At 33.7% G+C, this 19,154-nt stretch carries 21 protein-coding genes; 8 read left to right on the forward strand and 13 right to left on the reverse strand.

What is annotated here, in order from left to right; genetic code table 11:
* Nucleotides 1-4 precede the first annotated feature (4 nt).
* The gene (locus JC605_RS04875; RefSeq protein WP_198855118.1) at nucleotides 5-1,882 is read left to right on the forward strand and encodes a hypothetical protein; all 1,878 of its coding nucleotides are present in this window, start codon (nucleotides 5-7) and stop codon (nucleotides 1,880-1,882) included.
* A 53-nt stretch (nucleotides 1,883-1,935) separates the two neighbouring features.
* Here JC605_RS04875 and JC605_RS04880 read toward each other — a convergent pair whose 3' ends face one another.
* The 12 genes from JC605_RS04880 to hemA all read right to left on the reverse strand — a co-directional run bounded on the left by JC605_RS04880 (nucleotide 1,936) and on the right by hemA (nucleotide 11,848).
* Complete coding sequence (locus tag JC605_RS04880; RefSeq protein WP_198855119.1) at nucleotides 1,936-2,832, reverse strand: fructose bisphosphate aldolase; 897 nt, start codon at nucleotides 2,830-2,832, stop codon at nucleotides 1,936-1,938.
* An 83-nt stretch (nucleotides 2,833-2,915) separates the two neighbouring features.
* Complete coding sequence (locus JC605_RS04885; RefSeq protein ID WP_198855120.1) at nucleotides 2,916-3,854, reverse strand: DUF4421 family protein; 939 nt, start codon at nucleotides 3,852-3,854, stop codon at nucleotides 2,916-2,918.
* A gap of 90 nt (nucleotides 3,855-3,944) precedes the next feature.
* Nucleotides 3,945-4,403, reverse strand: a complete 459-nt coding sequence (tnpA, locus tag JC605_RS04890; protein ID WP_198855121.1) for an IS200/IS605 family transposase — start codon at nucleotides 4,401-4,403, stop codon at nucleotides 3,945-3,947.
* A gap of 306 nt (nucleotides 4,404-4,709) precedes the next feature.
* Entirely contained in the window at nucleotides 4,710-5,615 is a 906-nt protein-coding gene (hemF, locus tag JC605_RS04895) for an oxygen-dependent coproporphyrinogen oxidase (RefSeq protein ID WP_198855122.1), read from the reverse strand.
* Complete coding sequence (locus tag JC605_RS04900) at nucleotides 5,612-6,157, reverse strand: GNAT family N-acetyltransferase (RefSeq protein WP_198855123.1); 546 nt, start codon at nucleotides 6,155-6,157, stop codon at nucleotides 5,612-5,614. The genes hemF and JC605_RS04900 overlap by 4 nt, the downstream gene beginning before the upstream one ends.
* The gene (locus JC605_RS04905) at nucleotides 6,154-6,537 is read right to left on the reverse strand and encodes a hypothetical protein (protein WP_198855124.1); all 384 of its coding nucleotides are present in this window, start codon (nucleotides 6,535-6,537) and stop codon (nucleotides 6,154-6,156) included. The genes JC605_RS04900 and JC605_RS04905 overlap by 4 nt, the downstream gene beginning before the upstream one ends.
* 3 nt (nucleotides 6,538-6,540) lie before the next feature.
* Complete coding sequence (locus JC605_RS04910) at nucleotides 6,541-7,218, reverse strand: hypothetical protein (protein WP_198855125.1); 678 nt, start codon at nucleotides 7,216-7,218, stop codon at nucleotides 6,541-6,543.
* A gap of 82 nt (nucleotides 7,219-7,300) precedes the next feature.
* Nucleotides 7,301-8,326: a uroporphyrinogen decarboxylase gene (gene hemE / locus JC605_RS04915; protein WP_198855126.1), complete on the reverse strand. Its 1,026-nt coding sequence runs from the start codon at nucleotides 8,324-8,326 to the stop codon at nucleotides 7,301-7,303.
* 52 nt (nucleotides 8,327-8,378) lie between these two features.
* Nucleotides 8,379-9,044, reverse strand: coding sequence for a uroporphyrinogen-III synthase (locus JC605_RS04920; RefSeq protein ID WP_198855127.1), 666 nt, complete (start codon nucleotides 9,042-9,044; stop codon nucleotides 8,379-8,381).
* Nucleotides 9,044-9,967 (reverse strand): hydroxymethylbilane synthase, encoded by a 924-nt coding sequence (hemC, locus tag JC605_RS04925; RefSeq protein WP_198855128.1) that lies wholly within the window; start codon nucleotides 9,965-9,967, stop codon nucleotides 9,044-9,046. The genes JC605_RS04920 and hemC overlap by 1 nt, the downstream gene beginning before the upstream one ends.
* A 94-nt stretch (nucleotides 9,968-10,061) precedes the next feature.
* Nucleotides 10,062-10,466: a GxxExxY protein gene (locus JC605_RS04930; protein WP_089053462.1), complete on the reverse strand. Its 405-nt coding sequence runs from the start codon at nucleotides 10,464-10,466 to the stop codon at nucleotides 10,062-10,064.
* Between the two features lie 131 nt (nucleotides 10,467-10,597).
* Nucleotides 10,598-11,848, reverse strand: coding sequence for a glutamyl-tRNA reductase (hemA, locus tag JC605_RS04935; RefSeq protein ID WP_198855129.1), 1,251 nt, complete (start codon nucleotides 11,846-11,848; stop codon nucleotides 10,598-10,600).
* A 227-nt stretch (nucleotides 11,849-12,075) separates the two neighbouring features.
* Here hemA and JC605_RS04940 point away from each other — a divergent pair, with 227 nt between their 5' ends.
* The 7 genes from JC605_RS04940 to JC605_RS04970 all read left to right on the forward strand — a co-directional run bounded on the left by JC605_RS04940 (nucleotide 12,076) and on the right by JC605_RS04970 (nucleotide 18,355).
* The gene (locus JC605_RS04940; protein WP_198855130.1) at nucleotides 12,076-12,951 is read left to right on the forward strand and encodes an AraC family transcriptional regulator; all 876 of its coding nucleotides are present in this window, start codon (nucleotides 12,076-12,078) and stop codon (nucleotides 12,949-12,951) included.
* 231 nt (nucleotides 12,952-13,182) lie between these two features.
* On the forward strand, nucleotides 13,183-14,202 hold the full coding sequence (hemH, locus tag JC605_RS04945; RefSeq protein ID WP_198855131.1) for a ferrochelatase: 1,020 nt from the start codon (nucleotides 13,183-13,185) through the stop codon (nucleotides 14,200-14,202).
* Nucleotides 14,203-14,238: 36 nt separating this feature from the next.
* Nucleotides 14,239-14,787, forward strand: coding sequence for a CopD family protein (locus JC605_RS04950; RefSeq protein ID WP_198855528.1), 549 nt, complete (start codon nucleotides 14,239-14,241; stop codon nucleotides 14,785-14,787).
* Between the two features lie 234 nt (nucleotides 14,788-15,021).
* Complete coding sequence (locus JC605_RS04955; RefSeq protein ID WP_198855529.1) at nucleotides 15,022-16,437, forward strand: HAMP domain-containing sensor histidine kinase; 1,416 nt, start codon at nucleotides 15,022-15,024, stop codon at nucleotides 16,435-16,437.
* A gap of 11 nt (nucleotides 16,438-16,448) precedes the next feature.
* Nucleotides 16,449-17,231, forward strand: coding sequence for an enoyl-CoA hydratase/isomerase family protein (locus JC605_RS04960; RefSeq protein ID WP_198855132.1), 783 nt, complete (start codon nucleotides 16,449-16,451; stop codon nucleotides 17,229-17,231).
* 215 nt (nucleotides 17,232-17,446) lie between these two features.
* Nucleotides 17,447-17,845, forward strand: a complete 399-nt coding sequence (locus JC605_RS04965; protein ID WP_198855133.1) for a hypothetical protein — start codon at nucleotides 17,447-17,449, stop codon at nucleotides 17,843-17,845.
* Nucleotides 17,846-17,869: 24 nt separating this feature from the next.
* Entirely contained in the window at nucleotides 17,870-18,355 is a 486-nt protein-coding gene (locus JC605_RS04970) for a DinB family protein (protein ID WP_198855134.1), read from the forward strand.
* Between the two features lie 50 nt (nucleotides 18,356-18,405).
* Here the strand turns inward: JC605_RS04970 and JC605_RS04975 are convergent, their stop codons facing one another.
* Nucleotides 18,406-19,059: a metal-dependent transcriptional regulator gene (locus JC605_RS04975; RefSeq protein ID WP_198855135.1), complete on the reverse strand. Its 654-nt coding sequence runs from the start codon at nucleotides 19,057-19,059 to the stop codon at nucleotides 18,406-18,408.
* Nucleotides 19,060-19,154 lie beyond the last annotated feature (95 nt).

A 19,154-nucleotide genomic window follows, 5' to 3' on the forward strand; every position in this document is an offset into this window, starting at 1 on the left:
TTTTATGAAGCACTTTTACACTCTAGTTTTTCTATTTACCGCCTATTTTACTTTTGGACAAACGAGTCCAGACAAATACGATTATTTTGTTCAGTTTAACGGAAATCAGCTTTCGAAGAAAGTAAACATAAACGAAGTGCTGAACCACTCAATTATTACTAGATACACTAGTAAAAAACCTGATTTTGATCTTCGTCAATATACTTCGATCATTCAATTAGATCAAAAAATTACGGTTCATGGGAATTTCTTAGATAGCGTTCCGTTTTATCAAGTTACCATTCCGATAAAAAACAAAGAAGTAGTAAGACAATATCTGATTGAAAAACAAGGTGCAAACGGAAAGAATAGTACAATTGAAGAATTTGGAAAATATGCTGTTTTTACACCAAGCGGTTTAAAGAGATCATTTGTGTGGAATGATAATTATTTGGTCATATTTGAATTGACAAAAAGACTTCCTAATAAATTTTATGCTTCTCCAGACGGACCTCCTGTTTTAAACGATTCAATAGGAATTTCAGAGCCGTATGAAGAAACGGTAATTGTAGATGCTCCGCCAGTATACGGAGTACAAGAAGCACCAAATCCGCCAAAAATAGCCGAACCGTCTGTAATGCGAGACGAACCAATAGCCGTTGAAGCACCAGCTGGATCAGTAGAAACAACAGACCAAGATTATCTGTACGATGGAAATCCGTATGAAGAATATACCGTAGAGCAGGCAGAATTTGATAAAAAACTAGCAGAACAACAAAGCCAAATTATAAAAGGTTTATTTGATAATGGTTTTACAGCGCCAAGTTTTTCAAAAATAAATGCTTCGGCAGATATTTCGACTTGGGTAAATTATGGCGGACTTATGTCGAGTTTTTATTCGCTATACAATTATCCTTTAGCACTATTTGGAGGTTATGATAAATACTTGCCGATGCAGAAGAACTTTGGGAATTTTGTAAAAGGCATCAATCTGGATTTTTATTTTGATAATGATAATTCACGAATTGAAGAAGTGATTGAATATGCTCCAGAAATTGCAAGTGTTGTAAGCAAAATCAGCGATAGAAAAATCAACAGAAATATCTTTAATTATTTTCCTGCGGAAAAACCTTTAGGCTACATTTCATATCATGCGAATACAAAAGCAGCGCTTGAAAATTTTCCGTCATTGATGTCAGAATTATTTCAAAATCCAAAATTTGCCAAAGAAGATATTACACTAATTACAGATTTGATTTCTACAATAGTTGACGAAGAAGCAACAGCAAAGCTTTTTGACGGTGATTTAAGCGCTTTTTTATACGATGTGAAAGAAGTTGAGGTATTGAGCAAAAAATACGGTTATGACGAAAATTATGAAGAAACAATAACGGAAGAAAAAGTGAAAAAAGATGTTCCGCTATTTTCTGTGATTTTTACTTCTACGCATCCAACATTTGGAGATAAATTATTGCAATTGGGTGTTCGCAAAAAAGTATTGATCCCAAACGGAAATTCATATATTGTTGCAGGTACACAAGATTATGGTGATATTTTTATTGCAAAAGACAAAGATGTAGTAATTGTTGCTAACACAAAAGATTATTTTGGTTCTGGAAAAGGATCTTTTGCAAAAGACACAAAGAAAGATTTGAGTAAAAACTATATTTCTGGAAAACTAGATCTTGCGAAAACCGTGAAAACATTTGGCAAAAAAGCAAAAGATTCAGAATTGGATCGAATGACTAAAATTTCGGCTCAGTTTTCAGATATTTCTATTGAATCTCCTAAAAAGCTAATCGACAATAAATTGAAATTTGTTTTTAAACTAAACTCTTTTAAATCTGATAAAAACATTATTCTACAGACATTGGATTTAGCCGAAGAAATGACTTCTAAATAATTGAAAAGAAAAATCCCTGAAACAATATTGCTTCAGGGATTTTTTTATGTTTTCTAAGTAATTGAAGCCTGATAAATACCTTTGATGGTTTCTTTTAATTCAGCATTAAAATCTTCATCAGACTGATTTGCGGTTAATCCTTCAGACAATGCTCTAGAAAAACTGGCAATCAATCCTTGGTTTTGAGAGAGTTTTTGATTTGCTTCTTCGCGTGAATAGCCACCAGAAAGCGCTACAACACGAACCACATGAGGATCTGAAATAAGATCTTTGTAAAAATCGTTTACGGTCGGAATTGAAAGTTTCAACATTACTTTTACCTCTTTATCCAATTCATTAAGCTGTTTTTGGATTTCTTGTTTCAGAATCTGTTCGGACTTTTCTTTATCAGGACTGTAAATATCAACTTCAGGTTCTATAATTGGAATTAAACCTTTGCTGAAAATTTGTTTTCCCACTTCAAATTGCTGGGCAACAACATCTCGTATTCCCTCGGGATTGGCTTCTTTTATTACAGAACGCATTTTAGTTCCAAAGATATTACGTTCAACAGCCCGATCAAGCGATTCGTTTAAGCCAGAAATGGGTTTCATTAGTTGTACGCCATTTGCAGTTTCTGCAAGACCTTTATCTACTTTCAAAAAAGGAATAATATGTTTTTTCTCCCATAAATAATCTGCTGTCCACTGTCCGTCGATTTTACGATCCATTGTGTTTTCAAACAAAATGGCACCGAGAATATATTGGCTGTCAAATGCAGGACTTTTAATAATTCTAGTTCTCATTTCATGTACAAGAGTGTACATTTCTTCATCGTTTGTATATTGGTTTTCTGCCACTCCATATTGTAAAAGTGCTTTAGGCGTACTTCCGCCACTTTGATCTAATGCTGCAATAAATCCTTTTCCAGAATGCATGAGATTTAATTGTTCTGTGTTTTTATTTCCCATAATAATGAATTTTAGTTTTTCATAAATCTCTGTAATTTAAGCATTTTTATCCTCTTGGCTGTTTATTTCAGATTAAGATTTTATCAAAGACCAATTTTTACATTCACCTTATCGTAAACTTCTTTTACTTTTTTAGGAGGATCAAATCGATACCCAACAGACAGTTTTAGAGTAGAAATATTATCATTCAATCGCGGATCGACTTTGTCATCTTGCGCAAAACCAATTGTGTTAAGACTGGCAAAACCAAAAAAACGATCTTTGTTATAAGCCAATTTCAAATTGAAATCTGCTTGATATAAAGCAGAGGTGTCGCCGTCAATAATATTAATTCCGGCACCCAAAGCGAGTCCAGCGCCAATTAAGACGCGATCACTAATTACGAAATTGTAAAAATAGGAAGGGGCCAGCGTTAAAACATAAATATCTCCAGCCGACGAATCGGGAGTATTTAAATCTAAATTGGTGTAATAAAAAGAGAAAGTCGGAATAAAACTTCCAGAACTTTTAGTTTGCCATTCGTTTTGGCTTACCAATGTTTTAAAAGAGAATTTATCATTAAAAACATAAGCAGTCGATCCGCCAATTTTTGTGGTACGCATATTGGGCAATTGTGCTGTAATGTTGTCATCACTAATATAAAATCCTTTTTGATTGATAAAAGTGAACGACTGCATCCATTTTTTTAAGTAAAAACGGGTATTGAAATTAAAATTCTTCGAATGAGAATCGCCCTTATTCTGACTTAGAAATTTGGGAGCAAAACCAATTGTGATATCAATGATTTTATAATTTAAAGTAAAACCGATTTGTTCTCTTCGATTCGGAATTAGATTTACATATGTTTTCGGATCGGTATTATCTGAAGCAATCTGAAAACTATTGGAAGTATCTAGATAATAAATACTAGCAGTAATTTTATCATTATATGATTTAAAATACGGATTTTGCAGGGAATCTTTTTGGGCAAAACACCCAAAAAAGCTGATAAAGAATGTGGCGTAAATCAGTTTCAAGATCATGTGGTATTTAAAAATGCTTCGGAGAAGCAAAATATTTATAGCAATTATAATAATCGAATAAGATTTGAAGCTCCATAGGAGCGACATAAATTAAACATCATCAAACAGATATTCATTTTTAAAATCAATATTAAATATTTTTAGAAATGCGATATATTCTTCTTTGAACGTTTTGGTTTTATGATGCTCTTCTTGGTTTTCAATATACTTTATTACAGGTGTTAATTGTGAATGACCATACGAAAAAGCACCAAAACCAGTCTGCCATTCGAATTTTCCGTTTATCCATTTTTGTTCATTTATGAATTTGGATGAACTTGATTTAATGTCTCGTACCAAATCCGATATTGAAACATTTGGTTTTATTCCAACTAAGATATGAATATGATCTGGCATTCCGTTTATTGCAATCAGTTTTTGTTTCTGATTGGTAATAATTCCCGTAATGTATTTATAAATCTCATTTTTCCAATTTTTGGAAATTAAGTTCTGCCTTCCTTTTACAGCAAAAACAATTTGAATATATAATTGAGAGTAAGTGTCTGCCATTTTTTTAATTAAAATTATAATGAGTAAAGCTAATTAATAATTTTAATTTGTAGGATAAGTATTGTTTTTTTTGTGGTATAGAAAATATGTCGCCCCTCTGGGGCTTTATGCTAGGGGATGTAAATTGTTCTATAAATATTTTGCTTCTCCGAAGCTTCTTTAATAATACTCTAACATTTTACAGGAACTAGTCGTATATAAAAATGCTCCAGCGGAGCAAAATATTTATAGTAATTGAATTGACAACAAAAAGAAAGAAGCCCCAGAGGGGCGACATATAATTATCAAATTAAACAAATTTTTAAGCTACGAAACCCACTCACGAGGATTTGCCAATACATGGATCAATTTTTCTTCTTCGCTTCCAACTTCTGGATGATGATCGTAAACCCATTGCACATGCGGAGGCAAACTCATTAAAATACTTTCGATTCTTCCGTTGGTTTTTAAACCGAACAAAGTGCCTTTATCGTGAACCAGATTAAACTCCACATAGCGCCCGCGACGGATTTCCTGCCAGGTTCTTTGCTCTGGAGTATAAGAAAGGTTTTTTCTTCTTTCTACAATTGGAACATAAGCTTCCAGGAAACTATTACCAACTTCAGTTACAAAATCGTACCAGTTTTCCATAGACATTTGCTCATTTGCTTTGCAATAATCAAAGAACAAACCGCCAAGTCCACGGGCTTCATTTCGGTGTGCGTTCCAGAAATACGAATCGCATTGTTTTTTATATTTAGGATAAAACTCTGGATTATGTTTGTCACAAGCTGTTTTGCATGTTTGATGAAAGTGAATTGCGTCTTCTTCAAACAAATAATAAGGCGTTAAATCTTGTCCGCCGCCAAACCATTGTTCGATTACTTTTCCAGATTCATCATACATTTCGAAATATCGCCAATTAGCGTGTACGGTAGGAACCATAGGGTTTTTTGGATGCAGTACTAAACTTAATCCGCAGGCAAAGAAATCGGCTTCGCCAACACCAAACATTTTCTGCATTGTTTCAGGAAGTTTTCCATGAACGGCCGAAATGTTTACACCGCCTTTCTCGAAAACCGTTCCGTTTTCAATGACGCGAGTTCTCCCGCCACCGCCTTCTGGACGTTTCCATAAGTCTTCACGGAATTTTGTTGTTCCATCAACGGCTTCTAATCCAGCGCAAATCTGGTCTTGTAAGTTTTGTATGTATGCGTAAAATTTGTCTTTCATGATTTTATATATTCTGATTTAAGAAGTCCAAAATAAACGGTGTTTTGCAAAGTGCCGTCACCATTTCTAAATTCGTCCCTTAAAATTCCTTCTTGTTTAAAATTATGTTTTAGAGCGATTCGCTGACTTGCTAAATTTACTTCTGATGTACAAATGAAAACTTTATTCATTTTTAATTCATCAAAACAAAATTCAAGTGCTTCTGAAACCATTTTTGAAGTAATTCCTTTTCCTTGAAAATCCTCATCGATAAAATAACCTAATTCACATTTTGAAATACGATAATCGATAGTTTTTACACATAAATAACCAATTAGATTATTTGTTTTGATGTCTCGGGCGAAGAAATAATATCCTTCGCTATTTCTTTCCTTGTTTTTATTAACTGAGATAAAATTTTCTGCTTTTTCTGGTGAGTCAGAATTAGCTAGTGTTACAGGAAATGTTTTTCCTATATGATTTTTATTCTTGTCGATTAGTTTGTAAAACTCCTCAGAAAGAACGTTCTCAATTCGATCTGTTTTCCAATCTATAAAACTCATATGCGGTTGTTTTTTAAAGATGCGATTTTAGTATTTATTCCAAAAGAAAAAACCTTGCTTTCTTGCTGAATATATTGATAAACCGCTAATGCTTTTTCTGAAAAATTATAACTTTCGGTTTTAGAAAATTCAATTAAAATATCAGCAAATTGTTCTAATTGATCCCAATCAAGATGAAGGCGCATTAATAATGTGATTAAATCCTCATTGGAATAATCGACTAAAGTTTCAATGTTTAAAGCGAATTCTTTTAGTTGATTTTCAATTTCTGTCTTTTGTAAATCATCCAAAGGATAAGGCACAAAAACAAGAGTTCGTAACGTTTTGAGAACGTTATCAATTCTTATTTTTTCTTCGTCTCGTAAGCCTTTATTTAGCATAATTTAGAATTTATTCGATTTGACAGTTGTTCGGCTAAAAATTAATTTTCCATTTTGAGAAGATTCCTTTTTTCCAAAACCTTTTAGTATTCGATAAACAAAATACAAAACAGGCAAAGCATAATAAATAAATCCCATACAGATTGGCACATAAGGCTTTTCTATAAATAACCCGCTTGATTTGACGGTTTGGAAATAATGTGATTTTTCTAAAAATTCCTGTGTTAATCCGAATGGAGGTACTATAGAATTTCCAATGCAAACCGCTAGGATTAGGAAAAAGTAGAAAACCGCTTTTGCTGCAGATTTTCCCATTTGATAGATTCTGACTTCTGGCGCTACATTTGAAAAGGCAAATCGCATTCTATTTAAAACCGTAAGCAGATAAATATAGAGAATGTTAGTATTAACTACGGATTCATTAAAAGAGTAGGCAAATAATCCGTAGAGTGGGAAAAACACAAAAAGCGACCATTTTTTTGGCATAACTGCCATGAAAACTCCTGAATGCACCATTATAAACTCAAAAGCCATCAAAACCGCTAAGTCATTTATAAGACTTACTGGGTGCAATTCTGGATGCGTCCAAACCATCAAAAACACATAAGCGTAGTACGCCTGAAATCCGTATTCGATAAATGAAAACGGTGAGTTTCTGTTGAGATTTAGGTTTGCAAGCATATTTTTGAGTTTAAAGTTTTCAGTCGCAGTTTCCAGCCTCAGAATAAAACTGAATACTGCGACCGCGACTGAAAACTAAGTACTAATTCCCGTATTCTTTCACCGCGTCAATAAACGCTTTTGCGTGATCTACAGGGATATTTGGTAAAATTCCGTGACCTAAATTTACGATATATTTGTCTTTTCCGAACTCGTCGATCATTTCGTGAACCATTTTCTTGATAGTCGGAATCGGAGAAAGTAATCTTGACGGATCAAAATTTCCTTGTAAAGTAATGTTTCCACCAGATAAGTAACGAGCATTTCTAGCCGAACAAGTCCAGTCAACTCCTAATGCAGAAGCTTTACTTTTACCCATTTCGCCAAGAGCAAACCAGCATCCTTTTCCGAAAACAATAACCGGAGTAATTTCAGCTAAAGCATCAACAATTTGGTTGATGTATTTCCAAGAAAATTCCTGATAATCAACAGGAGAAAGCATTCCTCCCCAAGAATCAAAAATCTGAACGGCGTTTACTCCCGATTTTACTTTTTCTTTTAAGTATAGAATTGTTGTATCTGTGATTTTTTGCAATAAAGTATGCGCTGCAACCGGGTTTGAAAAGCAAAATCCTTTTGCAGTATCAAAACTTTTAGAACCTTTTCCTTCCACAGCATAACAAAAAATTGTCCAAGGCGAACCAGCGAAACCAATTAACGGAACTTCATCATTCAACATTTCTTTAGTCAATTTCACAGCGTCAAATACATAACCTAAAGTTTCATTTACATCTGGAACAATAACTTGATTTACTTGTTCCATTGTACGAATTGGATCTGGAATAATCGGACCTAAATTATCTTTCAATTCTACGTGAATTCCCATAGCTCTTGGAACTACTAAGATATCTGAGAATAAAATCGCAGCATCTGGAGCAATTCTATGAATTGGCTGAACTGTAATTTCAGCTGCTAATTCTGGAGTTTCGCAACGTGTAAAAAAATCATATTTATCGCGAAGTTCTCTAAATTCTGGTAAATATCTTCCTGCCTGACGCATCATCCATACCGGCGGACGCTGAACTGTTTCTCCTTTTAATGCTTTTAAAAATAGGTCGTTTTTTAACATTGTTTTTTTATTTTAGGTGCAAAGTCGCAAAGTGACAAAGTTGCAAAGGTTTTTATTTGTATTCGTGAATTACATCTTCGATCACGTCCTCGATTGTTGGCTGATCTGCAATGATGATGTTTTTCGTGATTTTATTTAAAGCTTCTGCGGTAGTATCACCAATGCAGAAACAGATTTGTTTATTTATGGTATTGTGTTTCAGATAACTTTTAACTCCAGACGGACTAAAAAACAAAATCGCTTCGGGATTTGCTTTTATTTTCTGAGGTTGCAGCGTAGTTTCGTAAACCTCAATTTCATTGAATTTAATTCCGTTTTCTTTTAAAGCTTCCGGCAAAGTATCTCTCCTAAGGTTTCCGCTGAAAAAAGTATAACTTTCATTTCCATAAATCAAAGTGATAATTTCAGCTAAATCAGAAGCATAGCCAGTGTAAGCAATAACATTGAATCCGTTGTCTGTCAATAAAGTTTTGGTTTTAAGACCAACACAGTACACGTTTTTCTTTTTTAGTTCCTCTGATTTTGGGTCAGATAAAACGCTATGAACGGCATTTTGACTTGTAAAAATCAGACTCTCGTTAAGGTCTTTTAATTCGAAAGCCTTGTTTTCGGTTTTAATAAAATCGGCTTCAATTAATTCGACGCCATATTTCATCAACTCTTGTTTATGAAGTGGAGATAATATTTTAGTAGATAGTATTTGAACTGATTTTGCCATTATTTCTTCAGAGATTCTTTGATTTTCTGCATTAACTCCGTTCCTCCATTATTCAAAATCTCTTGCGCGGAGTTAAAACCTAGTTTTTTCCATTCTGAAATGTCAACCGTTTTGTCAATTTCCAATTTTTGTTTTCCATCAATAGAAAGCAAAACGCCTCGAAAATGCAAAGTGTCTTCATCTTCATTGTATGTAACCAAAGCTCCAATTGGCGCTGTACATCCGCCTTCAAGAGTTCTTAAAAACTGACGTTCAATATGCGTACAGATTTCAGTTTCAATATCATTTAACTGAGAAAGCGCATCCAAAGTATAGTTGTCATTTTCCATTGCCACAACAAGCATTGCTCCTTGTGCCGGCGCTGGAATCATCCAATCTAAATTGATGAAGTTTTCTGGTTTGAGGTTAATTCGCTCTAAACCTGCAGCTGCAAAAACAGCTCCGTCCCAGTCATTGTCTTGAAGTTTCTGCATACGTGTATTTACGTTTCCACGTAAGTCAACGACCGTATGATTTGGGTATTTGTTGAACCATTGCGCCTGACGACGTAAACTTCCGGTCGCTATGGTACTTGGATTTATAAAATCAGGATTTCCTTTATGTACTAGAATATCCAAAACATTGGCTCTTGGTAAAACTGCACCTTGAACGATACCTTTTGGCAAAGCCGTTGGAACATCTTTCATAGAATGCACTGCAATATCAATATCGCCATTGATCATGGCAATGTCTAGCGTTTTGGTAAAAATTCCGGTAATTCCTAACTCATAAAGAGGTTTGTCCAGAATAATATCACCTTGAGATTTAACAGCCACAATTGAAGTTTTATAACCTAAATCGTTTAGCTTTTTCTCGACAGTATGTGCTTGCCAAAGTGCTAATTCGCTATCGCGCGTTCCTATTCTGATTGTTTTTTCTGCCATTTTTTGTTTTTTACCATTAAGGGCATTAAGAGAATTAAGTCAATCTTTGTCAAGAAAATTAAGCTTAACTTTCTTAATATCTTAATGGTTAAATTTAATCTATTAATCTTGCAAAATGATCATTCACAAGAGGTTTCATTGATTTTGTAATGTTTGTTGTGTTGAAATTGATTAATAAACCTTGTGGTCTCTGTAATAATTTCATATAAGTTAATAATTGTGCTTCATGAATTGGTAATAGGTTTTCTATTGCTTTTAATTCAACAACTACACAATCATTTACAAGTAAATCTATTCTTAAATCAGATTCAAATTCAAGATCATAATAATCAATTTTAACAGATAATTGTTGTTTTACATCATATCCGTTTCGTTCTAATTCATATTTGAGGCACTTTTCATATATGCTTTCCAAAAGTCCAGGTCCTAAAGCTTTGTGCACTTTTATAGCAAAACCAGTAATTTCATAAGCCAATTGTGTTACCTCTTTTTTTGTCATAGAATGTATTATTGTTTTTTCACCATTAAGACATTAAGTTAATTAAGCTTTGTGTCAAAAATTGTTTGACTTAATTCTCTTGACAAAGCTTGGACTTAATTTTCTTAATCTCTTAATGGTAAAACTAAATTTTAAGATGCTTTTATTTTGAAGACTTTCTCGATCCATTCGATGCTTTCATCAACCATGGTATTGTCGTCTTTTAAATGATTGGCAAAATGTGTAGTGATTTTCTGAATGATTCGGTTACTGATGATTTCAGCTTGCTCTTCATTAAAATCGGCGATTTTTTTACTTTGAAAATCTAGTTCCGAAGCTTTAATAGCGTTTAGTTTCTCTTTTAAAGCATTAATTGTAGGAGCAAATTTTCTGCCTTTCATCCAAGTAACAAATTCTTCTTTGATTTCTTCGATGATTGCTTCAGCTGCTGGAATGTGTAATTTTCTGTTTTCTAGAGTTTCATCTGTCAATTGAGACAAATAATCCATGTGAATTAAAGTTACACCTTCTAATTCCTCAACGTTTTCATGAACGTTTTTCGGAATCGATAAATCCAAAATCAACAAAGGTTTTTTAAGATTTAAAATGGCTTTGTCAACTGTTGGGTTTTGCGCTCCTGTTGCAACAACTACAACATCGGCTTTTTGAAGTTCTAAATGCAATTCAGAATAATCTTTAACAATCAAATTTAATTTTCCTGCTAATTTCTCTGCTTTATCTTTAGTACGGTTTATTAAAGTGATGTGCTCGTTTTTAGTATGCTTTACTAAATTCTCGCATGTATTTCTTCCGATTTTTCCAGTTCCAAAAAGTAAAATATTTTTGTTGCTGATATCTTCAACATTTTTAAGAATGTATTGTACCGATGCAAAAGAAACCGAAGTAGCGCCAGAGCTAATTTCCGTTTCGTTTTTAATTCTTTTACTCGCTTGAATAACGGCATTTACTAGTCTTTCCATAAAAGCATTCGCTAAACCTAAAGATTTTGAATGAATGAAACTAGTTTTAATTTGAGATATAATTTCGAAATCGCCTAAGATTTGACTATCTAAACCAGTTCCTACACGAAATAAATGATTTATTGCTTCTTGATTTTTGTAAACGAAACCAACTTTTTGAAAAGCATCAACAGAACCGTTGCTGTTGTCGCAGATAAGTTTTATTAATTGAAATGGATGTTCAGCAAAACCGTAGATTTCAGTTCTGTTGCAAGTTGAAGTAACTAGTAAACTTTCTATTCCATCGTTTTTAGCTTGTTCCAGCAGGCGAGTTTTCGCAACGGCGTCCAAACTAAATTGACCTCTAACCTCAGCATCAGCTTTTTTATAACTCAGACCAACTGAGTAAAAATAAAGGTGTTTCGGTACGTTATTGTTTTCCATAAATTCACTTTCATAAAAGTGCAACAAAATTATTACTATACCATCGATAAAAATAACGCTAAAAGTACTTTTTATGTCGCTGTATGTTTTTTTGAACCTAAATAGGTGTTTTTGAGTAAAAAGGACTACTTTTGTAGCAAAATCAACTCCTTTGAAGTGATTAGTTTAGAGTCGTTCTAAATAACATTTTGAGTTTGTTTTGATTTTCGTTTCAAAAAAATATCGCTATGAGTTCTCAAGAAGTTATAAAAATTGAAGACGACTTTACGCTGATCCGTTTTCAAAACGATGGTTCAGAACCTTTTTATGCACAGCACGAAATAATAGGTACTGGCCTGATACAGTTTCACTTCGGGATAAAAGGAAATGCAAAATTTTTATTCAATCAAGGCAATTATGCTTTAGAATTGAAAGAAGAAAAATCGTTGCTTTTATACAATCCACAGAAAGAATTGCCGCTAAATTTAGAGCTGGCTCCAAACTCGTGGGCAATTTCGGTAATTGTATCAATCAAGAAATTTCACGCCTTATTTTCTGCCGAAGCCGATTATATTACTTTTCTAAGTCCTGATAATAAGGATAAAAAGTATTATAACGAAGGAAATATTAGTCCTTCTATGGCGATTGTTTTAAGTCAGCTGTTTCATTATAACCTTCATCCGTCCATAAAAAACCTTTATTATAAAGGAAAAGGATACGAATTATTGAGTTTGTATTTCAACAGAACCGAAGATCCAAATGCAGAACAATGTCCATTTTTGATTGATGAAGATAACGTTTTGAAAATCAGAAAGGCTAAAGAAATTATTATCGCTAATATGGCCGAACCACCAGGACTGCAAGAACTAGCAGATGAAATTGGTTTAAATTTGAAAAAACTCAAAATGGGTTTCAAACAGATTTATGGCGATACGGTTTACGGTTTCTTGTTCGATTACAAAATGGATTTCGCCAGAAAACTTTTAGACAGCGGTTCTTATAATGTAAATGAAGTTGGGCTGAAAATAGGTTATAGCACAGGAAGTCATTTTATCGCGGCATTCAAGAAAAAGTTTGCCACGACTCCAAAAAAATATTTGATGTCGATTAATGCGAATGTTTAATTTTTTTTTTTCGCTACTAATTAGCACGAATTAAAAAATCTGCAAGATCTGCGAAATCTGCGAGAATAAATTTCTCGAATTAGCTAAATCAATTTTGAATATTCAATAATAAAGAAAAAGTAATAATTATCATATTTCGAATAAAGTACAGCGTTTACTTTTGCCGAAATTTTTAAAAACAAATAAAAAGCTTAAAGCCTAGCGCTTAAAGCCTAAAGCAAAAAACACATAATGAAAGGCGCACTTTTAATAAACTTAGGATCACCAGACAGTCCAACTCCAAAAGACGTAAAACCTTATTTAGATGAATTTTTAATGGATAAATACGTGATCGACGTTCCGTATTTATTAAGAGCATTATTAGTTCGCGGTATTATTTTAAGAAAAAGACCAGAAGAATCGGCTCACGCTTACGAGAAAATCTGGTGGAAAGAAGGTTCGCCGTTAATTGTTCTTTCTGAAAGAATGCACAAAAAAGTACAGCCTTTATCAAATGTTCCAGTTGCGCTTGCAATGCGTTACGGATCTATGACAATCGAAAAAGGTTTGCAGGAATTGAGCGATCAAGGTGTTACTGAGGTATTGCTTTTCCCGCTTTATCCGCAATATGCAATGGCTTCTACTTTGACCATTTTGGTTTTAGCAGAAGAAATTCGCAAGAAGAAATTTCCTCACATGAAATTTTCAGATGTTCCAGCATTTTTCAATAAACCGGATTACATTAAAAACGTTGCAGATTCGATTAAAAAACATCTGCGTGATTTCGATTACGATCAGTTAGTGTTCTCGTACCACGGAATTCCAGAGCGTCACGTTCGCAAGACAGATAAAACAAAATCACATAAAAAATTCGTAACCAACGAAATGTGTTGTGAAGTAGGAACTCCAGAAGCAGAATTCTGCTACAGAACACATTGTTACGAAACAACTCGTTTGGTAGTTGAACAATTAGGAATTCCAAAAGACAAATATTGCGTGACTTTCCAATCGAGATTGGCGGGCGATAAATGGCTTGAACCATATACTGATGTTGAAATCGATAATATGCCAGCAAGAGGAATCAAGAAAATTGCGGTTGTAACTCCAGCTTTCGTTACGGATTGTTTAGAAACTTTAGAAGAAATCGCAATGCGCGCCAAAGAAGATTTTGAAGCAAATGGAGGAGAAGAGTTCTTAGCAATTCCTTGTTTGAATGATGATGATGAATGGTGTGAGACTGTTTCTAATTGGATTAATGATTGGGCAAAATAGAAAATAGAAGAAAGAGTAAAGAAAAAAGACTTTATGATGGAGTACTATAATTACTTAAAATCACTGCATCTTATATTTGTGATCACTTGGTTTGCAGGTTTGTTTTATATCGTGCGTTTGTTTGTTTACCAAATTGAGGCAAATGAAAAACTTTCGCCAGAAAAAGAAATTCTACAGGCACAATACAAAATAATGGCCTACCGTTTGTGGTATATTATTACATGGCCATCGGCAGTTTTGGCAAGTATTTTTGCTTTTTGGATGCTGTTTTTTACAGATGCAGGAAGCGTTTGGATTAAAATGCCGTGGATGCACGTAAAATTATGTTTCGTTTTCCTTTTATATTTATATCACGGAAAATGTCATCAGATTTTTAAGCAATTACAAAGAGATGAAGTAAAATATTCGAATAATTTTATGCGTTTGTGGAATGAAGGCGCTACGATTATTCTATTTGCCGTTGTATTTTTAGTAGTTTTAAAAAGTGCCATCAACTGGATTTTCGGCGTAATCGGAATTATTTTATTCTCGGTTTTAATTATGCTTGGATTCAGATTTTATAAGAGAATTAGAGAAAAGAAATAAAGAGTTTGCCACGAATTTCACAAATTAGCACGAATTAAATTTTATAATTTTTTGCCACAGATTAAAAGGATTTTAATGATTTTTTAGCGTTGCGTATAATCCCATCAATCATTTTAATCTGTGGCAGAAAAAAATAATTAGCGTAAATTCGTGTAATTCGTGGCAAAAAAGAAAATTATGCTAAACAACTTCAAAATGTCAATGCTATCGCTTCGTACCAGGATTTTCCTGTCGATGATTGTATTGATTGTGGTGGCATCTTTTTTATTGGCTTCGATTTCTATTATTCAGTTTAAAACTGAGGCCAAAGAATATCATCAAGAACGTTTAGAACGAAAAGAGAATGCGGTAAAAGAACACATCAATTATGTTCTGGCAACTACGACTTATCCGTTAAAAACTCAGAATCTGGATTTGATTTTTAAAGATAAAATCCACGAACTGGCACAGATTCATAAAATCGAAATCAACATTTATAGTCTTGACGGCAAACTTTTAAAATCTTCAAAAGAGTCTTTTGCGGTTGACAAAGCACCGCCACCAATTCCAGAATACATTCTCAAATTAGTTCGATCTTCTATCGAAAAGCGATTTGTAGACATCAAAACGATTGACGGAGTTAAAAATCGATCGTCATACAGTTTAATTAAAGACGAAAAATTCAAACCACTCGGAATCTTAAATCTTCCATATCTAGAAGACGACGGATATTACGATAATGAATTGAATACTTTCCTTATCCGTTTAAGTCAGGTGTATTCTTTTATGCTTATTGTGGCTTTTGCGTTAGCATATTTCCTTTCAACTTATATTACAAAATCACTTAAAACCATTTCAGATCGTTTGGAAGAAACCAATTTGGATCAGAAAAACGAAAAAATTGTGTTAGAAGCTAACAGTAAAGAAGTCAATTTCTTGATAAAAGCTTATAACGGAATGGTAGATAAACTGGAAACGAGTGCAATTAAATTGGCACAAAGCGAACGTGAAGAAGCTTGGCGCGAAATGGCAAAACAAGTCGCACACGAAATTAAAAATCCGCTTACGCCAATGCGTTTGACGGTTCAGAGTTTTCAAAGAAAATTTGATCCTACTGCTCCTGATGTGAAGCAGAAAATGAATGATTACTCCGAAACCTTGATTCAGCAGATTGATACTATGACAGCTGTGGCCTCGGCGTTTTCGAATTTTGCTTCAATGCCGGCGCAACAAAATGAAACGCTGAATGTAGTTGAAGTTGTCGAACTGGCTTTGGACATTTTCAACGAAGATTATATTTCTTTCGAAAAAGAAGAAGAAGAAATCATTTCTAAAATGGATCGTACGCAATTGATCCGTGTAATTACCAATTTGGTTAAAAATGCAACTCAGGCCATTCCTGAAAGCCAGTTTCATAAATCAATTGTGGTATCTGTAAAAAGAAGTGGCAATAATGTTGAGATTGCAGTAAAAGACAACGGAATCGGAATTCAGAAACAAGATATAGGAAGGATTTTCGAACCAAAATTCACTACCAAAACCAGCGGTATGGGACTTGGACTCGGAATTATCAAAAACATTATAGAAAATTACAAAGGAACAATTACCTTTGAGTCAACTTATGGAAAAGGAACTACGTTTACAGTTTCTCTCCCGATCACGAACTCATAAAATATAGCGTCATGAACTACGAAAATCTTTTAATTTCTATTGAAGAAAATATCGCGACAATTACCGTAAACAGACCAACAAAACTGAATGCTTTGAACAAAGCAACAATTAGTGATCTAAGTAAAGCGATAAAATTATTGGGTAAAAATGATGATATCCGCGTTATTATTTTAACGGGAAGCGGTGAGAAAGCATTTGTCGCTGGAGCTGATATTTCAGAATTTGCTAATTATACTATTGTTGAAGGCGCGCAATTGGCTGCTGAAGGTCAAGAATCTCTTTTTGATTTAATCGAAGGGTTGAAAAAACCTGTTATTGCAGCAATAAACGGATTTGCATTAGGAGGCGGATTAGAATTGGCAATGGCATGTCATTTTAGAATTGCTTCTGATAATGCAAAAATGGGACTTCCAGAAGTTACTTTAGGATTAATTCCTGGTTATGGAGGAACACAGCGTTTGCCTCAATTGGTTGGAAAAGGCCGTGCGATGGAGATGATCATGACCGCTGCAATGATTTCTGCAGAAGAAGGAAAACAATACGGTTTAGTAAATCACGTAGTTTCTCAAGCTGAGCTTTTGTCTTTTACGAATGTAATTGCTCAAAAAATCATTAAAAATGCGCCTTTCGCTATTGCGAAAGCTATAAAAGCAATCAATGCTAATTTTACAGATGGTAAAAACGGTTTTGATGTTGAAATAAAATCATTCGGAAAATGCTTTGGAACTGCTGACTTTAAAGAAGGAACAACAGCATTTTTAGAAAAACGTAAAGCCGAATTTACAGGAAAATAAAATTTTCTTAACCGTAAAAAATATTAATTTTTAGCCACAGATTATTTGGATTAAAAGGATTTACAGGAATCTGTGTTAATCTCTATAATCTGTGGCTGATTTTTTTGCTCAATTCTTGTGTTCTTTGCGTAAATCTTTGCGACCTTTGCGGTTAAAATAATAGACAAAGATTGTAAAAACCTTAGAATCTCAGAACCTTAGCAACTTTAAAAAAAATGTACGAACCAATATTTGCCCTTTTTTGTGAACGAGTTAAAGAAAGCATCCAAAACGGAACTTTTGCAAAACTGACTTTGGCCAAAACCATGGGCGATACAGAACTTAAAAATGTATATTTCCGATTGGTTCTCAATGAAGATAATACATTCTCAATTTCGCTGACTTTTAGATATAAAACAGAAGAAGTAGAAAGCATTCATACATTGGATGAAGCCTTATTGATTTTAGGCACTCACATTAAAAACCCTTTTTTAACCGCACTTTTATTTACAACTAACGATGATGTCACTTTTAAAGTAAATAAAAAAAATGCTGGAAGTATTATCGAGCAAGCACCAACTTTTAAAAATGCTTCGCCGGTTATGTTGGAAATGATTGAAAAGGGAATTGTTTAGAACTCTAATTTTCAAACTCAAATAATGGAAGAATTAAAGGGGATATTATGGCGACAATTTGGAGCTGTAATAGATATGCTGGAAAGTTCAATTTTAGTTTGTCCTGATAATTTTTGGGATAAAAAAGATTTTTGGTATTCTGTTTATCACACCATTTTTTGGATTGATTATTATTCGTCTGTAAAACCAGACGAATTTTCTCCGCCACAACCATTTTCCTTATCTGAGTTTGATCCAGAAATAATTTTGCCTGAAAGGATTTATCTAAAAGAAGAATTGCTAGAATATCTTGAGCATTCCCGTAAAAAGGTTTTTCTTTTAATTGAAGGCTTAAATGAAGAAACTTCAAAAGAAAGATTCATTACAAAGAATAAGGATTTTAACAGAATTGAAATGATTTTATACAACATGAGACATGTTCAGCATCATGTTGGCCAGTTGAATTTATTGCTAAGACAAAACGTAGATGTAGCTGGAGAATGGGTTTCTCAAACGGATAAAAAATATTGATATTTGTGAAGGCCCTAAGAACCGTTACATATAGCTCTGCAAAACAACCTCTAAACCAGCTTTACAAACAAATTAGAAGCAATTTTATTCGAAATAGATAATTCCGTACCATTCACTTTAATTTTAACTGATAGATCGAAGGATTCTTTAGAAAGCAATTCAATTTTTGAACCCAAAGCAATTCCTTGTTTGTCCAGATATTTCAAAAACTCCGAAGAAGTATCTTTTACGCCAACACAAACTCCAGTTTGATTTTCTTCAAGCTCTGATAAAAGGTATTTTTCAATTTTAATGATTCGCCCATTTGCATCTGGAATAGGATCTCCGTGCGGATCTTCGGTTGGATTTCCAAGAAAATCATCCAAACGGTTAATCAATTGTTCCGATTTGATGTGTTCGAGCTGTTCTGCGATATCGTGCACTTCATCCCAGCTAAAGTTTAATTTTTCAACCAAAAACACTTCCCAAAGACGGTGTTTTCTCACAATCATTTTTGCAGCTAACTTTCCATTTTCAGTTAGTGATACACCTTGGTATTTTTTATAATTCACCAAATCTTTCTCTGCTAGCTTTTTAAGCATATCGGTTACAGAGGAAGCTTTCGTTTCCATAATTTCCGCAATAGCATTCGTGCTAACTTCTGTTTCTGAAGCAGCAGTCAGATGATAGATCGATTTTAAGTAGTTTTCTTCTGAAAAGGTCATTTTTTTAAGCTTCTAAGTTTCTAAGATGCTGAGGAGCTAAGTTTTTTTCGGGCTTTTTAATAAAAAGCTTAGAATCTTAGTAGCTTATCATCTTA

The sequence above is a fragment of the Flavobacterium sp. IB48 genome (assembly GCF_016405855.1).
Lineage (GTDB): Bacteria > Bacteroidota > Bacteroidia > Flavobacteriales > Flavobacteriaceae > Flavobacterium > Flavobacterium ginsengisoli.